We start from the raw sequence: 21,303 nt of genomic DNA, 5'->3' as shown, positions 1-21,303 counted from the left end.
GGGTGTTTCACGTGAAACATGTCGATGTTTCACGTGAAACGGGGGCCGCCGCACCTGAGTGGTTGTGGCGGCCCCCGGCGTATTCCTAGACACGTACGGCAGGATGTGCGGCATGCCCAGCGCAGAATCGACGCAAGCGAGCGTGCACGAGCCGGACCCGGTGCGGCCGACCAAGGAGGATGAGGTCGCCGCGTCCGGCAGTGAGCTGATCGGCGGTCCCCTCGGGCGGCGGGCCCTGCTTGGGACGTCCTGGTGGACTCCCGTCCGGGTCATCGTGCTCGTGGCGATCGGCATGTTCGCTCTCGGACTGATCCAGAAGGCACCCTGCTACAACGGCGCCTGGTTCTTCGGCGCCAGCTCGCAGTACACGAAGGCGTGCTATTCGGACATCCCGCACCTCTATCAGGGGCGCGGTTTCGCCGACGGTCTCGTGCCGTACTTCGACAAGCTCTCCGGTGACATGCCGTACCTCGAATACCCGGTCCTGACCGGTGTGTTCATGGAGGTGGCCTCCTGGCTCACGCCGGGCAGCGGCAGCATCCAGGACCAGGAACAGTGGTACTGGATGGTCAACGCCGGGATGCTGATGGCGTGCGCGGCCGTCATCGCCGTCTGCGTGACCCGCACGCACGCCCGGCGCCCGTGGGACGGACTGCTGGTCGCCCTGGCGCCCGCCTTCGCGCTGACCGCGACCATCAACTGGGACCTGCTGGCGGTCGCTCTGACGGCCGCGGCGATGCTGATGTGGTCCCGGGGGCGCTCCGTCGCCTTCGGAGTCCTCCTGGGGCTTGCTACGGCCGCCAAGCTCTATCCCGTCTTCTTGCTCGGCCCGCTGCTCCTGCTGTGCTGGCGTGCGGGCAAATGGCGGGACTTCGGCAAGGCTCTGGGAGGCACGGTCGTCGCCTGGCTCGCCGTGAACCTGCCGGTGATGCTCTTCGCCTGGGACGGCTGGTCGCAGTTCTACAAGTTCAGCCACGACCGGGGCGTGGACTTCGGGTCCTTCTGGCTGATCATGGCCCAGAACTCGACCAACCCGCTCAGCACCGACACCGTCAACAACCTGGCCACGGCGCTGGTGGTGCTGTGCTGTGTGGGCATTGCCGTGCTCACGATGACCGCTCCGCGCCGACCGCGTTTCGCCCAGCTCGCCTTCCTGATCGTCGCGGCGTTCATCCTCACCAACAAGGTCTACTCGCCGCAGTACGTCCTGTGGCTGGTGCCGCTCGCTGTGCTGGCCAGGCCGAAGTGGCGGGACATCCTGATCTGGCAGGCGTGCGAGATCGCGTACTTTCTGGGCATCTGGATGTACCTGGCGTACACGACCAGCGGAGAGGCTCACAAGGGTCTGCCGCAGGACGGCTACCACTGGGCCATCGCCGTACATCTGCTGGGGACGCTGTACCTGTGTGTGATCGTCGTGCGCGACATCCTCATGCCGGAGCGGGACCCGGTACGGCGGGCCGGCGACGACGACCCGTCAGGGGGTGTGCTGGACGGCGCGGAGGACGTGTTCGCCCTTGGCGCGGCGGCCCATCCGCCGCGGCACGCGGCCCACTTCGACGGACCGCAGGTGGAGTGGGGCAGTCATGGAACGACTTCCTCCACAGAGAGTTCGCTCTGAGCGAACAGCGCGCAGGCGGCGGTGGGCGACCCACGAACTCCACGTCGACTCATGCCGTGCGAAAGGCCGTACACAGAGATTCCGTGTACGGCCTTTTCGGTTGCCTGTCGCGTCGCTCAGCGGTCGACGATGCGGTCGAACTGCGTGGTGGTGTGCCGCAGATGAGCCACCAACTCCTCACCGACCTTCGGCTCGGGCGCGTCCGTCGGCACGAACAGGATGGAGACCTGCATGTGCGGCGGTTCCGCAAACCAGCGCTGCTTGCCGCCCCAGACGAACGGAGAAAGGTTCCGGTTCACCGTGGCGAGGCCGGCCCGGGCAACGCCCTTGGCGCGCGGCATGACGCCGTGCAGCGCCTTCGGGGCCTCCAGGCCCACCCCGTGCGACGTACCACCCGCCACGACGACCAGGTAGCCGTCGGAGGCCGCCTTCTGCTGGCGGTAGCCGAAACGGTCCCCCTTGGCCACACGCGTCACATCCAGGACCGCACCGCGGTAGTCCGTGGCCTCGTGGTCCCCCAGCCACAGGCGGGTGCCGATGCGGGCGCGGAAGCGTGTCTGCGGGAACTGCTGCTGCAGCCGGTGGAGTTCATCGGCCTTGAGATGGCTGACGAACATCGTGTGCAGCGGCAGACGAGCCGCGCGCAGGTGGTCCATCCAGCCGATGACCTCTTCGACGGCGTCCGAGCCGTCCGTGCGGTCCAGCGGCAGGTGGATGGCGAAGCCCTCCAGGCGGACGTTCTCTATGGCGGAGTGCAGCTGCGACAGGTCCTGTGCGCTGATGCCGTGCCGCTTCATCGAGGACATCACCTCGATAACCACACGGGCGCCCACCAGGCCGTACACGCCGTCCACCGAGGACACCGAGCGGATGACACGGTCGGGCAGCGGGACGGGCTCCTCGCCGCGCCGGTACGGCGTCAGCACCAGCAGGTCACCGCCGAAGTAGTCCTTGATGCGCGCGGCCTCGTACGTGGTGCCGACGGCGAGGATGTCGGAACCCATCCGGGTGGCCTCCTCCGCCAGCCGCTCGTGTCCGAAGCCGTAGCCGTTGCCCTTGCAGACCGGGACGAGCCCCGGGAACTGCTCCTGCACGTGCTTGTGGTGCGCCCGCCAGCGCGCGGTGTCGACGTAGAGCGTGAGCGCCATGGCCGGACCTGGAACCTTTCTCGTGGCTGCGGTGTATCAGAGGTATGGAAGCGAACGAAACTGTCGGACTTATCGAAGCAAACAGCCGGGGCCGATGGGGCTCAGCGGCGCGACATGTAGATGTCGAGCGCCTTGTGGAGCAGCTTGTTCAACGGGAAGTCCCACTCGCCGAGGTACTCGGCGGCCTGACCGCCGGTGCCCACCTTGAACTGGATCAGGCCGAAGAGGTGGTCCGTCTCGTCCAGCGAGTCGGAGATGCCCCGCAGGTCATACGCGGTCGCGCCGAGCGCGTAGGCGTCACGCAGCATCCGCCACTGCATCGCGTTCGAGGGCCGGACCTCACGACCGATGTTGTCGGAGGCGCCGTAGGAGTACCAGACGTGACCGCCGACGATCAGCATGGTCGCCGCCGACAGGTTCACGCCGTTGTGCCGTGCGAAGTACAGCCGCATCCGGTTGGGGTCCTCGGTGTTGAGGGCCGTCCACATGCGTTGGAAGTACGACAGCGGGCGAGGCCGGAAGTGGTCGCGCACGGCGGTGATCTCGTACAGCCGCTGCCACTCGTCGAGGTCCTGATAGCCGCCCTGGACGACTTCGACGCCTGCCTTCTCGGCCTTCTTGATGTTGCGTCGCCACAGCTGGTTGAAGTTCTTGTGGACCTCTTCCAGGGAACGATTGGCGAGCGGCACCTGGAAGACATAGCGGGGCTGCACGTCGCCGAAGCCGGCCCCGCCGTCCTCGCCCTGCTGCCAGCCCATGCGGCGCAGCTTGTCGGCGACCTCGAAGGCGCGCGGCTCGATGAAGTCGGCCTCGATGTCGCGCAGCCGCTTCACGTCCGGGTTCTGGATGCCCTGCTTGATGGAGCCGGCCTCCCAGCGCCGGATGATCACCGGCGGGCCCATCTTCACGGAGAAGGCGCCCTGTTGCTTGAGGTGGGCGAGCATCGGTTCCAGCCACTCGGTCAGATTCGGCGCGAACCAGTTGATGACCGGACCCTCGGGCAGATAGGCCAGGTAGCGCTTGATCTTGGGCAGCTGACGGTAGAGGACGAGGCCCGCACCGACCATTTCGCCGGTGCGCTCGTCGAACCAGCCGAGGCTCTCGGAGCGCCACTCCGCCTTGACGTCGGCCCAGGCCGGAACCTGCATGTGGCTCGCCGAGGGCAGGCTCTGGATGTACGCCAGATGCTGCTCACGGCTGATCGTCCTCAGGGTCAGGCTCATTCGGGGCGCTCCTCGGGCTGGTGTGTCCCCATGGGTACAGGGGCTCCGGCTCTCGCGCCGAAGCCTACTGCGCCTCGCGAGCGCCCCGACTGGGCATACGGAACCTGCGCCCCGGCTTGTGGCCCGCCAAGGCGTTCCGCGGGGCTTTGTGTGCAGTTAAGCGGACAGTGTCCCTGGCGTCAGTTGATGACCCCGCCGAAGAGACCCCCATGCGCCATGCCGAGGAAGAAGCCGACTGCAGAAGCGCCGAGGCCCAGGATGAGCCCGAAGCGTTCGCGGGTCGTCTCCGAGATCCACTGGCCGTACGCGCCGGTGAGGATCCCTACCAGACCGGCCCAGGAGCTGAGCAGGTGCAGGCTGTGGAAGAAGCCCGTCACGAACGCCACCACTCCGAGCACCAGGGTCACCGCGAGCAGCGTGTCCTGGAGGGGGTGGGGTTTTCCGTCCGTGGCGAAAAGGCCTCCGGCGGTGTTGGGTCGCAATGCCTGTGCCATGGGGCACCTCCTGCGGAAGACGGCGCATCGTAGCGCCATGCACACCCGATGTGTACAGACTGACGGTCACCGCGGGCGGATTTCAACCGGAAGCACGTGTGCAGGTACTCTGTACCCTCTGCACCGGTGTCTGCCCAGGCAGTGCCAGGGAACCGCCCAGGCCAGACGAGGGATGTCGCTCGCCGACCCTCGATTGTCAGTGGCGGCCGATACCGTTGCGTACGCATCACAACCCTCCTGCCACGGAACGACCGTGGCCGTTGAGTCCAAAGGAGGTGGGTTCCACATGCGTCACTACGAGGTGATGGTCATCCTCGACCCCGATCTGGAGGAGCGCGCTGTCTCCCCCCTGATCGAGAACTTCCTCTCCGTCGTCCGTGAGGGCAACGGCAAGGTCGAGAAGGTCGACACCTGGGGCCGTCGTCGTCTCTCGTACGAGATCAAGAAGAAGCCCGAGGGCATCTACTCGGTCATCGATCTGCAGGCTGAGCCCGCGATCGTCAAGGAGCTCGACCGCCAGATGAACCTGAACGAGTCGGTCCTCCGGACCAAGGTCCTCCGTCCCGAGACCCACTGAGCTCTCCAGCTCAGCTGATCTCGGGATTTCGAGTAGCAGCACAAGCAGCCAGCAGCAAACCCGCCGAGAGGTTCCCCCATGGCAGGCGAGACCGTCATCACGGTCGTCGGCAATCTTGTCGATGACCCCGAGCTGCGCTTCACCCCCTCCGGTGCGGCGGTCGCGAAGTTCCGTGTCGCGTCCACTCCCCGCACCTTCGACCGCCAGACGAACGAGTGGAAGGACGGCGAAAGCCTCTTTCTGACCTGCTCGGTCTGGCGTCAGGCGGCGGAGAACGTCGCGGAGTCGCTCCAGCGAGGCATGCGCGTCATCGTGCAGGGCCGGCTGAAGCAGCGGTCCTACGAGGACCGTGAGGGCGTCAAGCGCACGGTCTACGAACTGGACGTCGAGGAAGTCGGCGCCAGCCTGCGCAACGCCACGGCCAAGGTCACCAAGACCGCCGGCCGCGGTGGGCAGCAGGGCCAGGGCGGTTACAGCGGCGGTGGCGGCGGCCAGGGTGGCGGTGGCTGGGGCGGTGGCTCCGGCGGCGGCCAGCAAGGCGGCGGCGCTCCCGCCGACGACCCGTGGGCGACCGGCACTCCTGCCGGTGGCAACCAGGGCGGCGGCGGTGGCGGCGGCTGGGGTGGAAACTCCGGCGGCAGCGCTGGCGGCGGCTACTCGGACGAGCCTCCCTTCTAGGGCGGGTTCGTACCCAAACTTCTTGATCACACAGGAGAAACACCATGGCGAAGCCGCCTGTGCGCAAGCCTAAGAAGAAGGTCTGCGCTTTCTGCAAGGACAAGGTCACGTACGTGGACTACAAGGACACGAACATGCTGCGGAAGTTCATTTCCGACCGCGGCAAGATCCGTGCCCGCCGCGTGACCGGCAACTGCACGCAGCACCAGCGTGACGTCGCCACGGCCGTCAAGAACAGCCGTGAGATGGCGCTGCTGCCCTACACGTCTACCGCGCGATAAGGGAAGGGTGACCGAAACATGAAGATCATCCTCACCCACGAGGTCTCCGGCCTCGGTGCCGCGGGCGACGTCGTCGACGTCAAGGACGGTTACGCTCGCAACTACCTGATCCCGCGGAAGTTCGCTATCCGCTGGACCAAGGGTGGCGAGAAGGACGTCGAGCAGATCCGTCGTGCTCGCAAGATTCACGAGATCCAGACCATCGAGCAGGCCAACCAGGTGAAGGCCCAGCTCGAGGGCGTCAAGGTCCGTCTGGCTGTCCGCTCCGGCGACGCCGGTCGTCTCTTCGGTTCCGTCACCCCGGCCGACGTCGCTTCGGCGATCAAGGCTTCCGGTGGCCCCGAGGTCGACAAGCGCCGCATCGAGCTGGGTGCGCCGATCAAGACCCTGGGCGCCCACGAGACGTCTGTGCGTCTGCACCCCGAGGTTGCCGCCAAGGTCAACATCGAGGTCGTCGCGGCCTGATCGCTGCGCTCGGCTGAACTGCTGAGAGAAGGGGCGGCACCCGTCGCGGGTGCCGCCCCTTCTTCGCGTTCCGGTTCAGTACGGCACCGCGCATGTTTCACGTGAAACGCCGGTTTCACGTGAAACAGTCAGCGGGTGGCGCCTGTGACGATCCAGCGGCCCGAACGGGTCCGCAGCCAAAGGGTCAGCATGCGCATCGCCATCATCAGCGTCATCGCTCCCCAGAGCGCTGTGAGGCCGCCACCCAGCGTCGGGACGAGCAACGCCAGTGGGGCGAAGGCAGCCAGAGTGGCCACCATGGCCCAGGCCAGATACGGGCCGTCGCCCGCGCCCATCAGCACCCCGTCCAGGACGAAGACAATGCCGCAGATCGGCTGGGAGAGAGCGACCACGAGAAGAGCGGGCAGGGCGGCGTCCTTCACCACGGTGTCGTTGGTGAACAGGGGCAGGAACACCGGCCGGGCGATCATCACCAGTACGCCGAGTACGCCGCCGACCGCGATCCCCCACTGGACCATGCGGCGGCAGGCGTGGCGGGCACCCTCGGGGTCGTCTGCGCCTAGGTAGCGTCCGATGATGGCCTGACCCGCGATGGCGATGGCATCAAGGGCGAAGGCAAGCAAACTCCACAGGGACAGCACGATCTGGTGTGCCGCGATATCGGCATCGCCGAGGCGGGCGGCGACGGCCGTGGCAATCATCAGGATCGCCCGGAGCGAGAGCGTGCGGACCAGCAGGGGGACGCCGGCTTGTGCCGAGGCCCGTATCCCCGCCGCGTCGGGACGCAGTGAGGCTCCGTGTCTGCGGGCTCCGCGGACGACCACTATGAGATAGGCGGCTGCCATGCCGCACTGTGCGATGACGGTGCCCCAGGCGGAACCGGCGATGCCGAGATCGGCGCCGTAGACGAGGCCGGCGTTGAGGGCGGCGTTGGTGACAAAGCCTGCGACGGCGACATAGAGGGGCGTCTTTGTGTCCTGCAGGCCACGCAGGACACCGGTGGAGGCGAGCACGACGAGCATGGCCGGGATACCGAGCGCCGAGATGCGCAGGTATGCGGTCGCGTAGGGGGCCGCGGTGTCAGAGGCGCCGAAGAGTTCCACCACGGTCGGCGCCGTGGGGAGTACGGCGGCGATGACGGCAGCACCGAGCAGGAGTGCCAGCCAGATGCCATCCATTCCCTGGCGGATGGCGGCCTGGAGGTCGCCCGCACCGACACGTCGGGCGACGGCCGCCGTAGTGGCGTAGGCGAGGAAGACGAAGATGCTGACTGCTGTCATGAGGAGGGCCGAGGCGACGCCGAGTCCGGCGAGTTGCGCCGTGCCGAGGTGCCCCACGATTGCGCTGTCGGCCATGACAAAGAGGGGCTCGGCGACGAGTGCGCCGAAGGCCGGGACAGCCAGTGCGACGATCTCTCGATCGTGCTGCCGCCGGGTGGCCCTGGAGGTCACGGGAGCCTGTGTCATGAGCACCAATCTAATCGTCCACAGGTAAGAGATGCAAAGCTTTTGTGACCCTTACCTCCTGACTCTCCGTGTGCTCGTTCGTGCGTCGTTCGAGGCGATCTTGGTCCGACTGGGAAAGTTTTTCTTCTGCACAGCCGGTGGATGGGAAAAGTGCAGGTCAGAGTAGGTTGCGTCAGAAAGGCTTGAGCTTGTTCACAGGGCTGTCCACCGCATCGTGCACAGGTTTTGCGGAGTTCTCCACAGCATCCGGGCCGTCGTCCACATGGCCTGTGGATAACCAGATTGGCTGACGGTGCCGGCAGGCCTACCGTGGTCCGGCGCCCACTCCGTTCGTCGGCAGGGAATCCAGCTCAAAACAGACGCGCAGTAACCGGAGTTGGGCCTCTCATTTGTCAGTGCCGTGCCGTAGAAAAGAGAGCACGGCTAGGTCCGCTCGTCGGCGGACGGGAGGAGGTGGCTCGGTGAGCATTTCCGAGCCCTTGGACGACCCCTGGGCCGACAGCGGTCCAAGTGATCGTCTGCCTGCCTCCCGCCGCCGCGGCGAAGGGGGCCGGGGCCGAGACGAACAACATGACCGAGGCCGGGACAGCGGCGAATGGGACGGCGGAGGCACATCCTTCGAGCGCGTGCCGCCCCAGGACCTGGATGCCGAGCAGTCCGTTCTCGGCGGCATGCTGCTGTCCAAGGACGCCATTGCCGACGTTGTGGAGATCCTCAAGGGCCACGACTTCTACAAACCCGCACACGAGACGATCTTCCAGGCGATCCTCGACGTCTACGCCAAGGGCGAGCCGGCCGACCCCATCACGATCGCCGCCGAGCTCACCAAACGCGGAGAGATCAACAAGGTCGGCGGCGCGTCCTATCTGCACACCCTCGTCCAGACCGTGCCGACGGCGGCCAACGCCGAGTACTACGCGGAGATCGTGCACGAGCGCGCGGTCCTGCGCAGGCTGGTCGAGGCCGGGACCCGTATCACCCAGATGGGATACGCGGCCGACGACGACGTCGACGAGATCGTCAACCGCGCCCAGGCCGAGATCTACGCGGTCACCGAGCAGCGCACCAGTGAGGACTACCTGCCGCTCGGCGACATCATGGAGGGTGCGCTCGACGAGATCGAGGCGATCGGCTCCCGTTCCGGGGAGATGACCGGTGTGCCCACGGGGTTCACCGACTTCGACTCGCTCACCAACGGCTTGCATCCGGGTCAGATGATCGTCATCGCCGCGCGTCCCGCCATGGGTAAGTCCACCCTCGCACTCGACTTCGCCCGCGCCGCATCGATCAAGCACAACCTGCCGAGTGTCATCTTCTCCCTCGAAATGGGTCGCAACGAGATCGCGATGCGTCTGTTGTCCGCCGAGGCTCGAGTCGCCCTGCACCACATGCGTTCCGGCACGATGACCGACGAGGACTGGACGCGTCTGGCCCGCCGGATGCCGGATGTGTCGGCCGCACCGTTGTTCATCGACGACTCCCCGAACCTGTCGATGATGGAGATCCGCGCCAAGTGCCGGCGTCTCAAGCAGCGCAACGACATCAGACTGGTCGTCATCGACTATCTCCAGCTGATGCAGTCCGGCGGCTCCAAGCGTGCCGAGAACCGCCAGCAGGAGGTCTCGGACATGTCCCGTAACCTCAAGCTCCTCGCCAAGGAGCTGGAGCTCCCGGTCATCGCGCTGTCCCAGCTGAACCGTGGTCCCGAGCAGCGCACCGACAAGAAGCCGATGGTCTCCGACCTGCGTGAGTCCGGCTCCATCGAGCAGGACGCCGACATGGTCATCCTGCTGCACCGTGAGGACGCCTACGAGAAGGAGTCGCCGCGCGCGGGCGAGGCGGACCTGATCGTGGCCAAGCACCGTAACGGCCCGACCGCGACGATCACGGTCGCCTTCCAGGGCCACTACTCGCGCTTCGTGGACATGGCGCAGACCTGACCTGCGTCAGGGGGCGGTCTGAAATTTCGTGTCGGAATCTCACGGTCGGCGCCGGACGGAAGTCGGATCCGACGTGGCACTGAGACATGCAGGTCGCGCCTGTACCTCGTTCGCGTTGAAACGCCGAGGCGTGGAAGACCGAGCGGCCCCGCCGGGAACAGCCGGTCCGGTCGGCGCGGTTGCATCGACCGAGGGGACCGGCGCCGCACTGCGGGGAACACGGAGACCACAAGGTCGTCCGCCCCACCAGGATCCGGGCCCCAGGAGCGCGGTACGCCCGCCGCGCACTCGGACCAAGACGTATTTCTGCAGGAGGACTGTTCCATGACTGACCGGCCCTTGACGCTCATGGCAGTACACGCCCACCCCGACGACGAGGCCACCGGAACCGGAGGGGTCCTCGCAAGGTACGCGGCGGAGGGCATCCGCACGGTTCTCGTGACGTGTACCGACGGCGGTTGCGGTGACGGACCGGGGGGTGTCAAGCCGGGCGATCCCGGCCACGATCCGGCGGCGGTCGCACTGATGCGCCGTCAAGAACTTGAGGCGAGCTGTGACGTCCTGAAGATCAGCGATCTGGAGATGTTGGACTATGCCGACTCCGGGATGATGGGCTGGCCGAGCAACGACGTCCCCGGATCCTTCTGGCAGACCCCCGTGCAGGAAGGCGCGGCCCAGCTCGCGGAACTCATGCGGCACTACCGACCTGATGTGGTCGTCACCTATGACGAGAACGGCTTCTACGGCCACCCCGACCACATCCAGGCCCACCGCATCACGATGGCGGCGCTGGAGATGACCGCACTGAAACCGAAGGTGTACTGGACCACGATGCCCCGCTCGAGCATGCAGCGGTTCGGTGAGATCATGCGCGAGTTTCATCCGGACATGCCGGAGCCGGACCCCGCCGAGGCCGCCGCGATGGCCAAGATCGGCCTTCCCGACGATGAAATCACCACCTGGGTGGACACCACCGCGTTCAGCGGTCAGAAGTTCGACGCGCTGGCCGCTCACGCCAGCCAGGGCGAGAACATCTTCTTCCTCAAGATGGGCAAGGAGAGGTTCGGCGAGTTGATGGGCATGGAGACCTTCGTACGCGTCCAGGACGCCACCGGCGCGGACCTACCCGAGAACGATCTCTTCGCCGGCCTGCGCTGATCTGACCGTCCGCCCGGCCGGGAAGGCGCATGGAGGCATCGGGCGGGTCACACACCCGGAGGCTTGTCCACGCGAGTTCCGCTCCGGCAGCCCGCGCCCCAGGTCACGAGCCCGGCGGTCTGCTCCGATCAAGACAGACCGCCGGGGACCCGCCGAATTTGACTCGACGGTCGAGGGCCTTGCGGGATGGACTGAGGCCATGACGACACCTCAGGAAGAGCTGCTCCCCGGAACGCGCCGGGCACTGCTGCACAGGATCGCTGTGGCCCAGTCCGAAGGGCGTGCGCCTTCGGTGGTCGCGGCGGTCGTGAGAGGTGGGCGGGCCGTGTGGCACGGTGCGCGGACCTCGGTGGACGGGCATGGCCCGGACGAGAACGTTCAGTACCGCATCGGCTCCATCACCAAGACCTTCACCGCTGTTCTGGTGCTGCGGCTGCGCGACGAGGGCGCACTCGACCTTGGTGATCCGTTGGAGAAGCACGTGTCCGGAACCGGCGCGGGGGAGGCGACCATCGCCGACCTCCTCGCCCACACGAGCGGATTGGCGGCGGAGTCGCCCGCCCCGTGGTGGGAGCGCACCCCGGGGTCCCTGCGCCCCGAACTCGCCGATGTCCTGGGCGAACAGCCTCTTCTCCATCCGGTCGGCCGCCGATTCCACTACTCCAACCCCGGCTACACCGTGCTCGGCACGCTCGTTGAGAAGCTGCGTGGAGCGCCGTGGGAGGAAGTACTTCGGCGTGAAGTGCTCGAACCTCTGGGCCTCGACCGTACGAGCGCTCACCCACAGGCACCCCATGCGGGTGGCTGGGCCGTGCATCCCTGGGCAGATGCCCTGCTGCCCGAACCCGCCGAATACCTCGGCCGGATGGCTCCTGCCGGTCAGCTCTGGTCCACGGCAGCCGACCTGGCGCGCTTTGCCGTCTTCCTGGCACAGGGCGACGACCGGGTGCTGAGTGCCGAGACCGTGAGAGAGATGCGCACGCCCGCTGCGCCCGCCGAAGCCGCAGACGTCGTGGACGGAGCCACGTACGGACTGGGGCTGCAGATCCAGCACCGGGCCGGCCGACTGCTCGTGGGGCACTCCGGATCGCTGCCGGGCTTTCTGGCGAACCTCACCATCAGCGTCGAGGACGACGTCGCGGCAGTGGTGCTGGCCAACTGCACCTCCGGTCCTCTGCTGGGCACCGTCGGAGCGGATCTCGTACGGATCGTCGCCGAGGCCGAGCCGCGCATTCCCGATCCGTGGCGGCCGCTGGCTCAAGTCGCGCCGCGCGTACTGGAGTTGACCGGACCCTGGTATTGGGGAACGCATGCGTTCGCCCTGCGGCTCGCGGCCGACGGAGGTGTCTCGATGGAGCCGCTGTCCGGCAGTGGCCGCCGCTCGCGCTTCAGGGCGAACGGTGACGGGACCTGGACCGGACTGGAGGGCTACTACGCCGGAGAGCCCCTGAAGGCGGTACGGCGCCCGGACGGGACGGTGAGCCATCTGGACCTCGGGTCGTTCGTGTTCGCGCGTCAGCCGTACGACGAGGAGGCCTCCGTGCCGGGTGGGGTGGATCCGGACGGCTGGCGGGGGATCGGCTGATCACCCTTGCCCGCACGGGGCCGTGTTTCACGTGAAACATGACGCTTCACTTCGCGGCCTCACAGTTGGATCTTGAACCCGACGTGTGAGGCCGTGAAGCCGAGCCGCTCGTAGAAGCGGTGGGCGTCGGTGCGCGTGGTGTCGGAAGTCAGCTGGGCCAACTGGCAGCCCTGGCGCCGGGATTCGTCGACCGCCCACTGGATGAGCCGTGTGCCCAGACCGCCGCCTCGTTCATCGGCGTGGATCCGGACACCTTCGATGATCGACCTGGTGGCACCGCGACGCGATAGGCCGGGGATGATCGTGAGCTGCAGCGTCCCGACGACATGTCCCTGCCGAACCGCTACGACCAGATACTGGTTCGGGTCGGACGTGAGGCGCTCCAACGCGGACAGGTACGGGGTGAGATCGTCCGGTGACTCGCGCTGGGCGCCCAAGGGGTCGTCGGCGAGCAGGGCGGCCATCGCGGCCACGTCGTCCGCCGTGGCGGCCCTTATTTCAAGATCTCCCATGTCTGCACTCTACGTACGGTCGTTCTCAGGGGGCAGGGCTCAGCCCGCTGCCACGGTCAGCGGAGCGAATCGCCTGGTCCAGTCGCCGGGCAGTTCCGGGATCCCGTACGTCATGACCGCGTTGAACGCGATGGACGCCAGCCCCCGCTCCTTTGCCCATGCCAGCAACTCTTCGTGGCGTACGTCGATGTCGGTGCGCAGGGGGCGGTCGGTGTGCGTGGCGAGCGAGACGATGAGCGCCTTCGCCGTCTCCGTGTCCCGGGCAATCAGAGGACCCACCACCTGGGTTTCCATGTTGGGCCAGGTGGCTGCGTAGCCGATGAGCCGGCCGTTCTCCTCGGCCACGTGCAGTCGGTCGGCGAAGGCGGGCAGCCGCGTGATGATGGGCGTGCGGTCGGCACCGAACACTTCTTCGTCGAGCTGGAGGATCGAAGTGAGGTCCTCGGCGGTGGCCGCGCGTGTGACAACCGCCGGCTCAGAGCCGCTGGGCGTGAAGTGCCCGTGCAGCATCTCCGCCCGGCCGGTGACCTTGAAGCCGAGTTCCTCGTAGAGCGGGCGACCGTATGGGGTGGCGTGCAACGTCAGCGGGGTGGTGCCCATCAGCGAGACGACGTGTTGCATCAGCCGGCGGCCGATGCCCTGACGGGCGTGCCGTTCGGCCACCAGCACCATCCCGATGGCTCCGAGAGCAGGCCGGCCATGTGGCCCGAACTCGGTGACGACACAGGCGCTCACGAGTCCGCCGTCGGGGTCGTCGATCCCGTATCCCTTCCCTGCCGTGAGGAGGAAACCCCACTTGTGCTCCTCGCGTGGCCACCCCCGGTCCTCGGACAAGTCGGCGCAGGCGGTGAGATCGCGAAGCGTCAGACGGCGGATGGGAAGAGGGGCACGGGAAGGAGTCGACACGCAGGTCAGGCTGTCCGACAGGTGCCCTCGCCGTCCACCTCTTTCTCGTGAGAGACAAGGGCTTTTGGCCATGTCGTGGGCAAGTGCACAGCGGGCGGACAGCAGTGGGGTGTTTCACGTGAAACACGGGCGAACGCAGGGCATCCGGTCGTCTTGCGGGAGGAGTTAGCCGGCCGCCGCACTAGCCTCGTGCCCCATGGCGAGACTTCATCTCTTCGATCTGGACGGCACGCTGCTGCAGGGCACTTCGGCGCCGGTGGAGATCTCACGGCAGCTGGGCCTGGAAGCCGAGACGGTGGCGCTCGATCAGGCGATTTCGGCGGGGCTCATAGGGCCGCCGGAGTACGCGGCGCAGGTCTATGCGCTCTGGGCGGAACTCACCGAAGCGCATGTGTCGGCGGCCTTCGAAGCTGCCCCTTGGCTCGAGCGCATCCATGAGGTCTGGGCGGAGATCCGGCAGGTGGGCGACTACTGCGCCGCCGTTTCGCTCTCGCCTTCTTTCTTCGTGGAGCGGCTCACCGGCTGGGGCGCGCATGCGGCTTTAGGGTCCCGTTTTCCCGCCGTGCCGTTCACCGAGCCCGTGGATCCGACCGGAGTTCTCAGCGCTGCGGCCAAGGTCGAGATCGCCGGCCGGCTGTGCAGGGACTTCGGTGTCGAACTGGCCGACTGCATTGCCTATGGCGACTCGCTGTCGGACAAAGATCTGTTCGGTGCGGTTCCGGTCTCCGTCGCGGTCAATGCGGACCGCCACCTCGCCGGTCTCGCGACCCACTCGTACCTGGGCGGGGATCTGTGGGAAGCCTATGAATTGGTGCGCCACGTCAGGTGAATAGGCGTAGACATCCCGTGCGGACCGGGGCTGGGCGATGCAGCGTAACGGGACAGAGAGATCGAAGACCCGCGTTTGCGGTTATACGGCCGAGGTGCCCATGCGCGATGGGATTCTGCAGTGAAGAGCACTGCGGCCAATGTCACATTCTCGCCTACTTGTCCGTACACGTGTGAATCCAGGTTGAATGTGGCCGCATTGGCTGCGGCATGGAACGGGGAAAGCAAGACGTCTGCGGGGGAAAGGCAACTTCCGGCCGAGGAAGTGCGCAGACCGACCGAAAGATGTTCGAGGCGAGGCACACCATGGACGCTCCGACCACCGCGTCGGCCGACAACGGCACTTCCGGCGGCGGTGGCGACGGCTGGTTCACGCCGTACACGCAGTCGGCGACGCCCTTGGAAGAGGAGCGTGAGGCGATCGAGAGCGGCACCACGAGGGACCCCGACGGGGGGAACAGCACACAGGAAGCGCCACGGGCCGAATTCGGCGCACAGCCTCCAGCAGTGGGGCCAGCCGCCGTCGAGAACTTCCCCGCCGACCGGCGCGTGCCCATCCAGCGCTCCACCGTGCCCGCAACGCAGGCACGGCGGCCGCACGCCCGGGCCCGGGTCGAGTGTGTGTCCCCGGACGGCCTTCTCATCCGTCGCAGCGTGGCCGAGGTGGCGCCGATCGCCGACAAGGTCACCTCGTACTTCTACGCGATGCTCTTTGTCCGCCACCCGGACCTGCGGTCACTGTTCCCCGCCGCGATGGACACCCAGAGGGACCGACTGTTCAGAGCCCTGCTCACGGCGGCCGAGCACATCGACAACAGCGAGGCCCTCGTCACCTATCTGCAGAACCTCGGACGGGGTCACCGCAAGTACGGCACCAGGGCCGAGCACTATCCGGCCGTCGGCGAATGCCTCATCGGCGCTTTGAGCAAGTACACCGCCGGAATCTGGGACGCGGAGATGGAGGCGGCCTGGGTTCGGACGTACACGACGATCTCGCAGATCATGATCGACGCAGCGGCTGCTGACGAACTGCGCGCCCCTGCCTGGTGGTTCGCCGAGATCGTCGCGCACGACCTCAGAACCCCGGATGTAGCGGTCGTCACGGTGCGTCCCGATCAGCCCTATCCCTTCCTGGCGGGGCAGTACACGAGCCTGGAGACGCCGTGGTGGCCGCGGATCTGGCGGCACTACTCGTTCGCCTCGGCGCCCCGGTCCGACGGTCTGCTGACGTTCCATGTGAAGGCCGTCCCCGCGGGCTGGGTCTCGAACGCGCTGGTGCACCGTGCTCGCCCAGGCGACATCATCCGCCTGGGTCCGCCGGATGGTTCGATGACCGTCGACCACACCACCGACAGCGGGCTGCTGTGCCTGGGCGGCGGCACCGGAATAGCGCCGATCAAGGCACTGATCGAGGACGTGGCCGAGCACGGTGAGTGGCGGCCGGTCGAGGTGTTCTACGGCGCCCGTACCGACCACGACCTGTACGAGATCGACACGATGCTCAGACTCCAGCAGTCACATCCCTGGCTCTCGGTGCGCGCGGTCATCGACCAGCGGGCGCACCTCCACCTTCCGGATGCCATACGTGAGTACGGGCCGTGGCACGCGTTCGACGCCTACCTCTCGGGCCCGCCCGGCATGATCCGCAGAGGTGTGGATGCCCTGAGACACGTGGGCATCCCGTCGGAACGCATACGGCACGACGCGGTGGAGGAACTCGCCGTCGCCGGCCCCTGACCCGGCGGCCCTCACCCCAGGTCAGGAGCGTGCATGGCGCGCACGCCCTCGATGTTCCCGTCCAAGTAGTGCCGCAAGGACAGTGGCACGAGATGCACCGAGGCGATCCCGACGCGGGTGAACGGCACTCGTACGATCTCGTACTCGCCGGCGGGCTCGTCCACCTCGGGGCCATGTCGCAGGGACGGGTCCATGGACTCCAGGCGGCAGACGAAGAAGTGCTGCACCTTCACGCCGGTCGCGCCGCCGTCCTCTCCGATGTGCTCCACGGTGTCCACGAAGCAGGGCACCACATCGGTGATCTTGGCGCCCAGCTCTTCGTACACCTCGCGGTGCAGGGCGTCGACGACGGTCGTGTCCGCGGGCTCGACCCCGCCACCGGGAGTGACCCAGTAGGGATCGACACCTGGCTTGGTGCGCTTGATCAGGATCAGGTTGTCGCCCTCGAGCAGAACAGCACGAGCGGTGCGCTTGACCACGGGTCGGACCGTCATGGGGGAAATGTGGCCCGGTTGGTTCCACGTGAAACATCGCGGGGCGTCACCGGCCGACATCTCCCCGTGACTGCTGGAAAAGCCCTGGTCAGCACCAGTCGGTTGCCGCTCGCAGCAGCCATTCGTGAGCCCGTGCGATGTGCGGCATCGCAAGGGTGCCGGTGCGCACCACGAGGAAGTACGTCCGCAGAGGGGGCACCGCGGGATTGTGCAGGGCGACGACGTCTCCGCGTTCCAGCGCTTCCCCGCACAGATAGCGGGGCAGTACCGCGAGCCCCGCGCCCGCGACGGCACAGGCGAGGACCGCGCGCAGGTCCGGAACGATGACCGTGCCGGGGGCGGCCGGGCGGGAGTCGAAGACCGAGGCCCAGTAGCGGGAGACGAAGGGCAGGGACTCGTGCACCTCGATCACGGGCACGTCCTCCAGGGCCGGCGCTCCCTTGCGGTGCGGCTTCCCATGGCCGATCTGTTCGGCCCGGTGAGGGGCGGCCACGAGGACGTGCTCTTCGTCGCACAGCGGAGTCGCCGTCAGCAGAGCACCGCGCGGACGGGCCGTACTGATGGCCAGATCGTGATGCCCGGCGGACAGCCCCTCCAGAGCCTCCTCGGCATTCCCGAATGAGGCGCGCAGCGCGAAGCCCTGGCCGTCCTCGCCGGTCAGCTCGGTGAGGGCCGGCAACGCCCGTTCAGCCGTGAACTCGGGGGGACCGGCGAGATGCAGCGTGCGTAAGGAGGACTCGTCGTCCAGGCCGGTCTCGGCGATCTCCACCAGGGCGTCGAGATGCGGCGCGGCCTTGTGCGCGAGTTCGTCCCCGATCGTCGTCGGGGTCACACCGCGAGCCTGTCGCAGGAACAGGGGGCGGCCCAGCTGTCGCTCCAGCGTGCGGATCTGCGAGGTCACGGCCGGCTGAGACAGGCCGAGCAGCGCGGCGGCGCGGGTGAAGGAGCCGGCCCGGTGCACCGTCACAAAAGTGCGCAGCAAGGCCAGATCCATGGCGTGCCCACCCCTTCGCTGCCCTTCTCCCGGTCCCCGGGCAGGGTCCAACTATAAATAAGTCGATAGGTCGCTGTCGCTACTGTGATTGGACACTGACACAGAGTCAACTAGCCTTGTTCGCGCGGTTCTTAGCGCGCGGAACCGAGGACGGTCCGAGCCACGAGGGGGGAGGCTCGGACCGTCCGTTGGGCGTACCAGGTCACCGGCAGGGCGTCCGTGAAGTAGGCCCCGCGACGGTCATTGAGCCGACTCGTCCAGCGCGCGGAGCACATCCGCCACCAGGTCCTCGGGATCCTCGGCGCCGACCGAGAAGCGAATGAAGCCCTCCGGCACGGCGTCCCCGCCCCAGCGCCCGCGCCGCTCGGCCGTGGACCGCACACCGCCGAAGCTCGTCGCGTCGTCCACGAGCCGCAGGGCATCGAGGAAACGGTCGGCACGCGTGCGCGTGGGCAGCGTGAAGGAGACCACGCACCCGTAGCGACGCATCTGCTGCGAGGCGATCTTGTGCGAGGGGTCGTCGGGCAGCCCCGGGTAGCGCAGCCCGGTCACCTCGGGCCGCTCCCGTAGCGCCTCGGCGACGGTGAGAGCCGTCGCGCACTGCCGGTCGACGCGCAGCTGGAGCGTGGCGATCGAACGGTGCGCGAGCCAGGCCTCCATGGGCCCGGGGATCGCACCGACGATCTTGCGCCAGCGGCGTACGGCGGCCATGGCCTCGGCGTCGCGGCCGACCACGTAGCCGAGCAGCACGTCGCCGTGCCCGGTGAGCTGCTTGGTGCCGCTGGCCACGGAGAAGTCGGCACCGAGCTCCAGCGGACGCTGCCCGAGGGGCGTCGCAAGGGTGTTGTCGACGGCGACGAGCGCACCGCGCGCGTGTGCCGCCTCGGCGAGGCGTCGCACGTCGCACACGTCGAGACCGGGGTTCGAGGGCGTCTCGAGCCACAGCAGCCGTGCGCCGTCGAGGACTTCGAGCTGGGCGTCCCCGCCGGTCGGCACCGTGCGCACCTCTATGCCGTACGCCTCCAGCTGCGCACGCACCAGGGGCAGCACCTGGTAGCCGTCGCCGGGCAGCACGACCGTGTCGCCGGCGCGGAGCTGGGAGAACAGCACGGACGAGATGGCGGCCATGCCGGAGGCGAACGTGAGGGTCTCCACGTCGTCCCGCCCCGGCGCCTCCAGCTCGCCCACGGCGCGCTCCAGCAGCGTCCAAGTGGGGTTGTCGTCGCGACCGTAGGTGTACGGGCCGTCGACGTCGCCCGGCAGGTGGAAATGGGCGGCGAACACCGGTCCGGGCAGGGTCGGTTCGTTCTTGACCGCCTCGGGCAGGCCGGCCCGTACCGCGCGTGTGCCGTCCCCGTCGCCCGACGGCCTGTCCGTAGCGGAATCACTCATGCCGCCCGTCCTTCCACTTGCTCGCGTACCGCGGCGAGGAGGCCCTCGCTCGCCGTCTCCACCATCTCAAGGCACTCCTCGAATCCGTCCAGGCCCCCGTAGTACGGGTCCGGTACGTCGAGGTCGTCGCCCGCCGCGGGGTCGTAGGAGCGAAGCAACCGCACCTTGGCCGCGTCCTCCTGGGTGGGCGCGAGATGGCGCAGGGCCCTGAGGTGGCCGGAGTCGAGGGCGATGACGAGGTCGAGGCGGGAGAACCAGGACGGCTTGAACTGACGCGCCGAGTGACCGCTGTCGTAGCCGCTCTCCTCCAGGACGGCGACGGTGCGCGGGTCGGCGCCGTCGCCCTCGTGCCAGCCGCCCGTGCCGGCGCTGTCGACCTCGACGAGGCCGCCGAGCCCGGCGTCCGCGATGCGGGCGCGGAAGACGGACTCGGCCATCGGGGAGCGGCAGATGTTGCCGGTGCAGACGAAGCAGACGCGGTAGCTCATCGCGTGCTCAGTCCTCGTCGGGCAGGACGACGTGCAGCGCCCAGGACACAATGGAGATGATCAGACCGCCCAGTATCGCGGTCCAGAAGCCCTCGACGTGGAAGCTCAGGTCGAACTTGTCGGCCAGCCACGAGGTGAGCAGCAGCATCAACGCGTTGACGACCAGGGTGAACAACCCCAGGGTCAGGATGAGCAGCGGAAGGCTCAGGAGCTTCACGAGCGGCTTGACCAGGAAGTTCACCAGGCCGAAGATCAGCGCTACCACGATCAGGGTGCCGGCCTTCTTGCCCGTGCTGTCACCGGTCAGGGTGATCTTGTCGAGCAGCCATACGGCGACCGCCAGGGCACCCGCGTTGGCGATCGTCTTGACTACGAAATTCTTCATGTGTCTGATCGTGGCAGACGAGATCGGTCACGAGCAGTGGGACGAGGACGGCAATAGCGATGAAGGCATTCCGGCTGGACGAACTGGAGGCGGAACGGGCCGCCAACGAGGGCGCCTACCTGCAGTTTCTACGAGAGCGGCACATGTCCGTCGGCCTGTACGCGCTCAACGCCGGAGAACATGATCCACAGAAGCCGCACAACCAGGACGAGGTCTACTTCGTTGTGAGCGGCCGCGCCTCGATCACCGTCGGTCTGGAGACCACCGAGGTCGCGCGCGGCAGTGTGGTGTACGTGCCCGCCGGAGTCGCCCACAAGTTCCACCACATCAGCGAGGACCTGCGGGTGCTCGTGGTGTTCTCTCCGCCGGAAAGCTGACCCGCCCTCTCGGGGTTCCCTAGGGGAACAGTCAGGGGAGGACAAGGGGTGCGAGGCCCCCGCTGAGGCCCCCGCCGGCCCTAGCATCGAGTGCAGGACATCAAAGGGCCCCTGCACAGCAGCCGGGCGGAGAGTTAAGGACGAGGCAATGGGTGAGATCTTCGGCGGACTGCCGTGGTGGGTGAAGTGGATCGCGGTGCCGGTCATCGCCCTGGTCGTCTTCGGCGGGCTGATAGCCACAGTCGTCGGCTTCTTCATCGGGCTGCTGTTCAAGCTTCTGGTCTTCGTCGCACTGGTCGGCGGACTGATTTACGTCGTACGGAAGTTCACGTCGAGCTCGTCCTCACGTAGCGACTGGTGAGGGCCCTGGGACACCGGTGATCGGTAACAGGAATCACCGGTTCCCTCGCGCGAGGGAAGTTTTCCGGACCGGCCGCCTCAAGGCGGCAGCGGGCGAATAGAGTCCGGAATTCGACGCGGGGACGACCCCGCGAGCGGCGTACACCCCCACCCGTGTTCCCCAGCACGGGCTGCCCCCTCGCGCTTCGGGAGTG

At 67.4% G+C, this 21,303-nt stretch carries 23 protein-coding genes; 12 read left to right on the top strand and 11 right to left on the bottom strand.

The features are described 5' to 3' along the window. The first annotated feature begins 112 nt into the window (after positions 1-112). Positions 113-1,621 (top strand): glycosyltransferase family 87 protein, encoded by a 1,509-nt coding sequence (locus tag OG870_RS23350; RefSeq protein ID WP_266517746.1) that lies wholly within the window; start codon positions 113-115, stop codon positions 1,619-1,621. A gap of 116 nt (positions 1,622-1,737) precedes the next feature. Here the strand turns inward: OG870_RS23350 and OG870_RS23345 are convergent, their stop codons facing one another. The 3 genes from OG870_RS23345 to OG870_RS23335 form a co-directional block, all read right to left on the bottom strand. Then, positions 1,738-2,769: an alanine racemase gene (locus OG870_RS23345; RefSeq protein WP_266517743.1), complete on the bottom strand. Its 1,032-nt coding sequence runs from the start codon at positions 2,767-2,769 to the stop codon at positions 1,738-1,740. 101 nt (positions 2,770-2,870) lie between these two features. Beyond that, the gene (femX, locus tag OG870_RS23340) at positions 2,871-3,992 is read right to left on the bottom strand and encodes a peptidoglycan bridge formation glycyltransferase FemX (RefSeq protein WP_266517741.1); all 1,122 of its coding nucleotides are present in this window, start codon (positions 3,990-3,992) and stop codon (positions 2,871-2,873) included. A 179-nt stretch (positions 3,993-4,171) separates the two neighbouring features. Further along, on the bottom strand, positions 4,172-4,486 hold the full coding sequence (locus OG870_RS23335) for a hypothetical protein (protein ID WP_266517738.1): 315 nt from the start codon (positions 4,484-4,486) through the stop codon (positions 4,172-4,174). 286 nt (positions 4,487-4,772) lie between these two features. Here OG870_RS23335 and rpsF point away from each other — a divergent pair, with 286 nt between their 5' ends. From rpsF to rplI, 4 genes are all read left to right on the top strand, one after another. Further along, positions 4,773-5,063 carry a 30S ribosomal protein S6 gene (rpsF, locus tag OG870_RS23330; RefSeq protein WP_073787253.1) on the top strand — a complete coding sequence of 97 codons (291 nt, stop codon included), beginning with the start codon at positions 4,773-4,775 and terminating at the stop codon, positions 5,061-5,063. Between the two features lie 78 nt (positions 5,064-5,141). Then, on the top strand, positions 5,142-5,741 hold the full coding sequence (locus OG870_RS23325; protein WP_266517734.1) for a single-stranded DNA-binding protein: 600 nt from the start codon (positions 5,142-5,144) through the stop codon (positions 5,739-5,741). Positions 5,742-5,785: 44 nt separating this feature from the next. After that, positions 5,786-6,022 (top strand): 30S ribosomal protein S18, encoded by a 237-nt coding sequence (rpsR, locus tag OG870_RS23320; protein WP_003949403.1) that lies wholly within the window; start codon positions 5,786-5,788, stop codon positions 6,020-6,022. Positions 6,023-6,040: 18 nt separating this feature from the next. After that, positions 6,041-6,487: a 50S ribosomal protein L9 gene (gene rplI / locus OG870_RS23315; RefSeq protein WP_266517732.1), complete on the top strand. Its 447-nt coding sequence runs from the start codon at positions 6,041-6,043 to the stop codon at positions 6,485-6,487. 128 nt (positions 6,488-6,615) lie between these two features. Here the strand turns inward: rplI and OG870_RS23310 are convergent, their stop codons facing one another. Next, the gene (locus OG870_RS23310; RefSeq protein WP_405624597.1) at positions 6,616-7,962 is read right to left on the bottom strand and encodes an MATE family efflux transporter; all 1,347 of its coding nucleotides are present in this window, start codon (positions 7,960-7,962) and stop codon (positions 6,616-6,618) included. A gap of 452 nt (positions 7,963-8,414) precedes the next feature. Between OG870_RS23310 and dnaB the strand changes: the two genes are divergently transcribed. The 3 genes from dnaB to OG870_RS23295 all read left to right on the top strand — a co-directional run bounded on the left by dnaB (position 8,415) and on the right by OG870_RS23295 (position 12,636). Beyond that, a complete protein-coding gene (gene dnaB / locus OG870_RS23305) occupies positions 8,415-9,893 on the top strand; it encodes a replicative DNA helicase (RefSeq protein ID WP_266517722.1) in 1,479 nt (492 codons plus the stop codon). Between the two features lie 324 nt (positions 9,894-10,217). After that, entirely contained in the window at positions 10,218-11,051 is an 834-nt protein-coding gene (locus OG870_RS23300) for a PIG-L family deacetylase (RefSeq protein ID WP_266583122.1), read from the top strand. A gap of 199 nt (positions 11,052-11,250) precedes the next feature. Then, positions 11,251-12,636, top strand: a complete 1,386-nt coding sequence (locus tag OG870_RS23295; RefSeq protein ID WP_266583124.1) for a serine hydrolase domain-containing protein — start codon at positions 11,251-11,253, stop codon at positions 12,634-12,636. 59 nt (positions 12,637-12,695) lie between these two features. Here the strand turns inward: OG870_RS23295 and OG870_RS23290 are convergent, their stop codons facing one another. After that, positions 12,696-13,148 carry a GNAT family N-acetyltransferase gene (locus OG870_RS23290; RefSeq protein ID WP_266583126.1) on the bottom strand — a complete coding sequence of 151 codons (453 nt, stop codon included), beginning with the start codon at positions 13,146-13,148 and terminating at the stop codon, positions 12,696-12,698. Positions 13,149-13,187: 39 nt separating this feature from the next. Next, on the bottom strand, positions 13,188-14,054 hold the full coding sequence (locus OG870_RS23285; RefSeq protein ID WP_266583128.1) for a GNAT family N-acetyltransferase: 867 nt from the start codon (positions 14,052-14,054) through the stop codon (positions 13,188-13,190). Between the two features lie 196 nt (positions 14,055-14,250). Between OG870_RS23285 and OG870_RS23280 the strand changes: the two genes are divergently transcribed. Together OG870_RS23280 and OG870_RS23275 are read left to right on the top strand one after the other, a co-directional pair. Next, complete coding sequence (locus tag OG870_RS23280) at positions 14,251-14,883, top strand: HAD family hydrolase (RefSeq protein ID WP_266583130.1); 633 nt, start codon at positions 14,251-14,253, stop codon at positions 14,881-14,883. A 284-nt stretch (positions 14,884-15,167) separates the two neighbouring features. Beyond that, a complete protein-coding gene (locus OG870_RS23275; RefSeq protein WP_266583132.1) occupies positions 15,168-16,619 on the top strand; it encodes a globin domain-containing protein in 1,452 nt (483 codons plus the stop codon). 11 nt (positions 16,620-16,630) lie between these two features. Here OG870_RS23275 and OG870_RS23270 read toward each other — a convergent pair whose 3' ends face one another. From OG870_RS23270 to OG870_RS23250, 5 genes are all read right to left on the bottom strand, one after another. Continuing rightward, entirely contained in the window at positions 16,631-17,113 is a 483-nt protein-coding gene (locus tag OG870_RS23270) for an NUDIX domain-containing protein (protein ID WP_266517699.1), read from the bottom strand. A gap of 88 nt (positions 17,114-17,201) precedes the next feature. Beyond that, positions 17,202-18,107, bottom strand: coding sequence for a LysR family transcriptional regulator (locus OG870_RS23265; protein ID WP_266517696.1), 906 nt, complete (start codon positions 18,105-18,107; stop codon positions 17,202-17,204). A 240-nt stretch (positions 18,108-18,347) separates the two neighbouring features. Continuing rightward, positions 18,348-19,499, bottom strand: a complete 1,152-nt coding sequence (locus OG870_RS23260) for a cystathionine gamma-lyase (protein WP_266583134.1) — start codon at positions 19,497-19,499, stop codon at positions 18,348-18,350. Further along, positions 19,496-19,987: a low molecular weight protein-tyrosine-phosphatase gene (locus OG870_RS23255; protein WP_266517690.1), complete on the bottom strand. Its 492-nt coding sequence runs from the start codon at positions 19,985-19,987 to the stop codon at positions 19,496-19,498. The genes OG870_RS23260 and OG870_RS23255 overlap by 4 nt, the downstream gene beginning before the upstream one ends. Before the next feature lie 7 nt (positions 19,988-19,994). Then, positions 19,995-20,372 (bottom strand): phage holin family protein, encoded by a 378-nt coding sequence (locus tag OG870_RS23250; RefSeq protein ID WP_266517687.1) that lies wholly within the window; start codon positions 20,370-20,372, stop codon positions 19,995-19,997. A gap of 59 nt (positions 20,373-20,431) precedes the next feature. Here OG870_RS23250 and OG870_RS23245 point away from each other — a divergent pair, with 59 nt between their 5' ends. Next, on the top strand, positions 20,432-20,749 hold the full coding sequence (locus tag OG870_RS23245; RefSeq protein ID WP_099930040.1) for a cupin domain-containing protein: 318 nt from the start codon (positions 20,432-20,434) through the stop codon (positions 20,747-20,749). A gap of 148 nt (positions 20,750-20,897) precedes the next feature. After that, complete coding sequence (locus OG870_RS23240; protein WP_266517684.1) at positions 20,898-21,110, top strand: DUF5326 family protein; 213 nt, start codon at positions 20,898-20,900, stop codon at positions 21,108-21,110. Positions 21,111-21,303 lie beyond the last annotated feature (193 nt).

This window comes from Streptomyces sp. NBC_00461 (assembly GCF_036013935.1).
Classification (GTDB): Bacteria; Actinomycetota; Actinomycetes; order Streptomycetales; family Streptomycetaceae; genus Streptomyces.
Note: the sequence above shows the minus strand (reverse complement) of the source record. Positions and strands in the feature narration are given on the sequence as shown.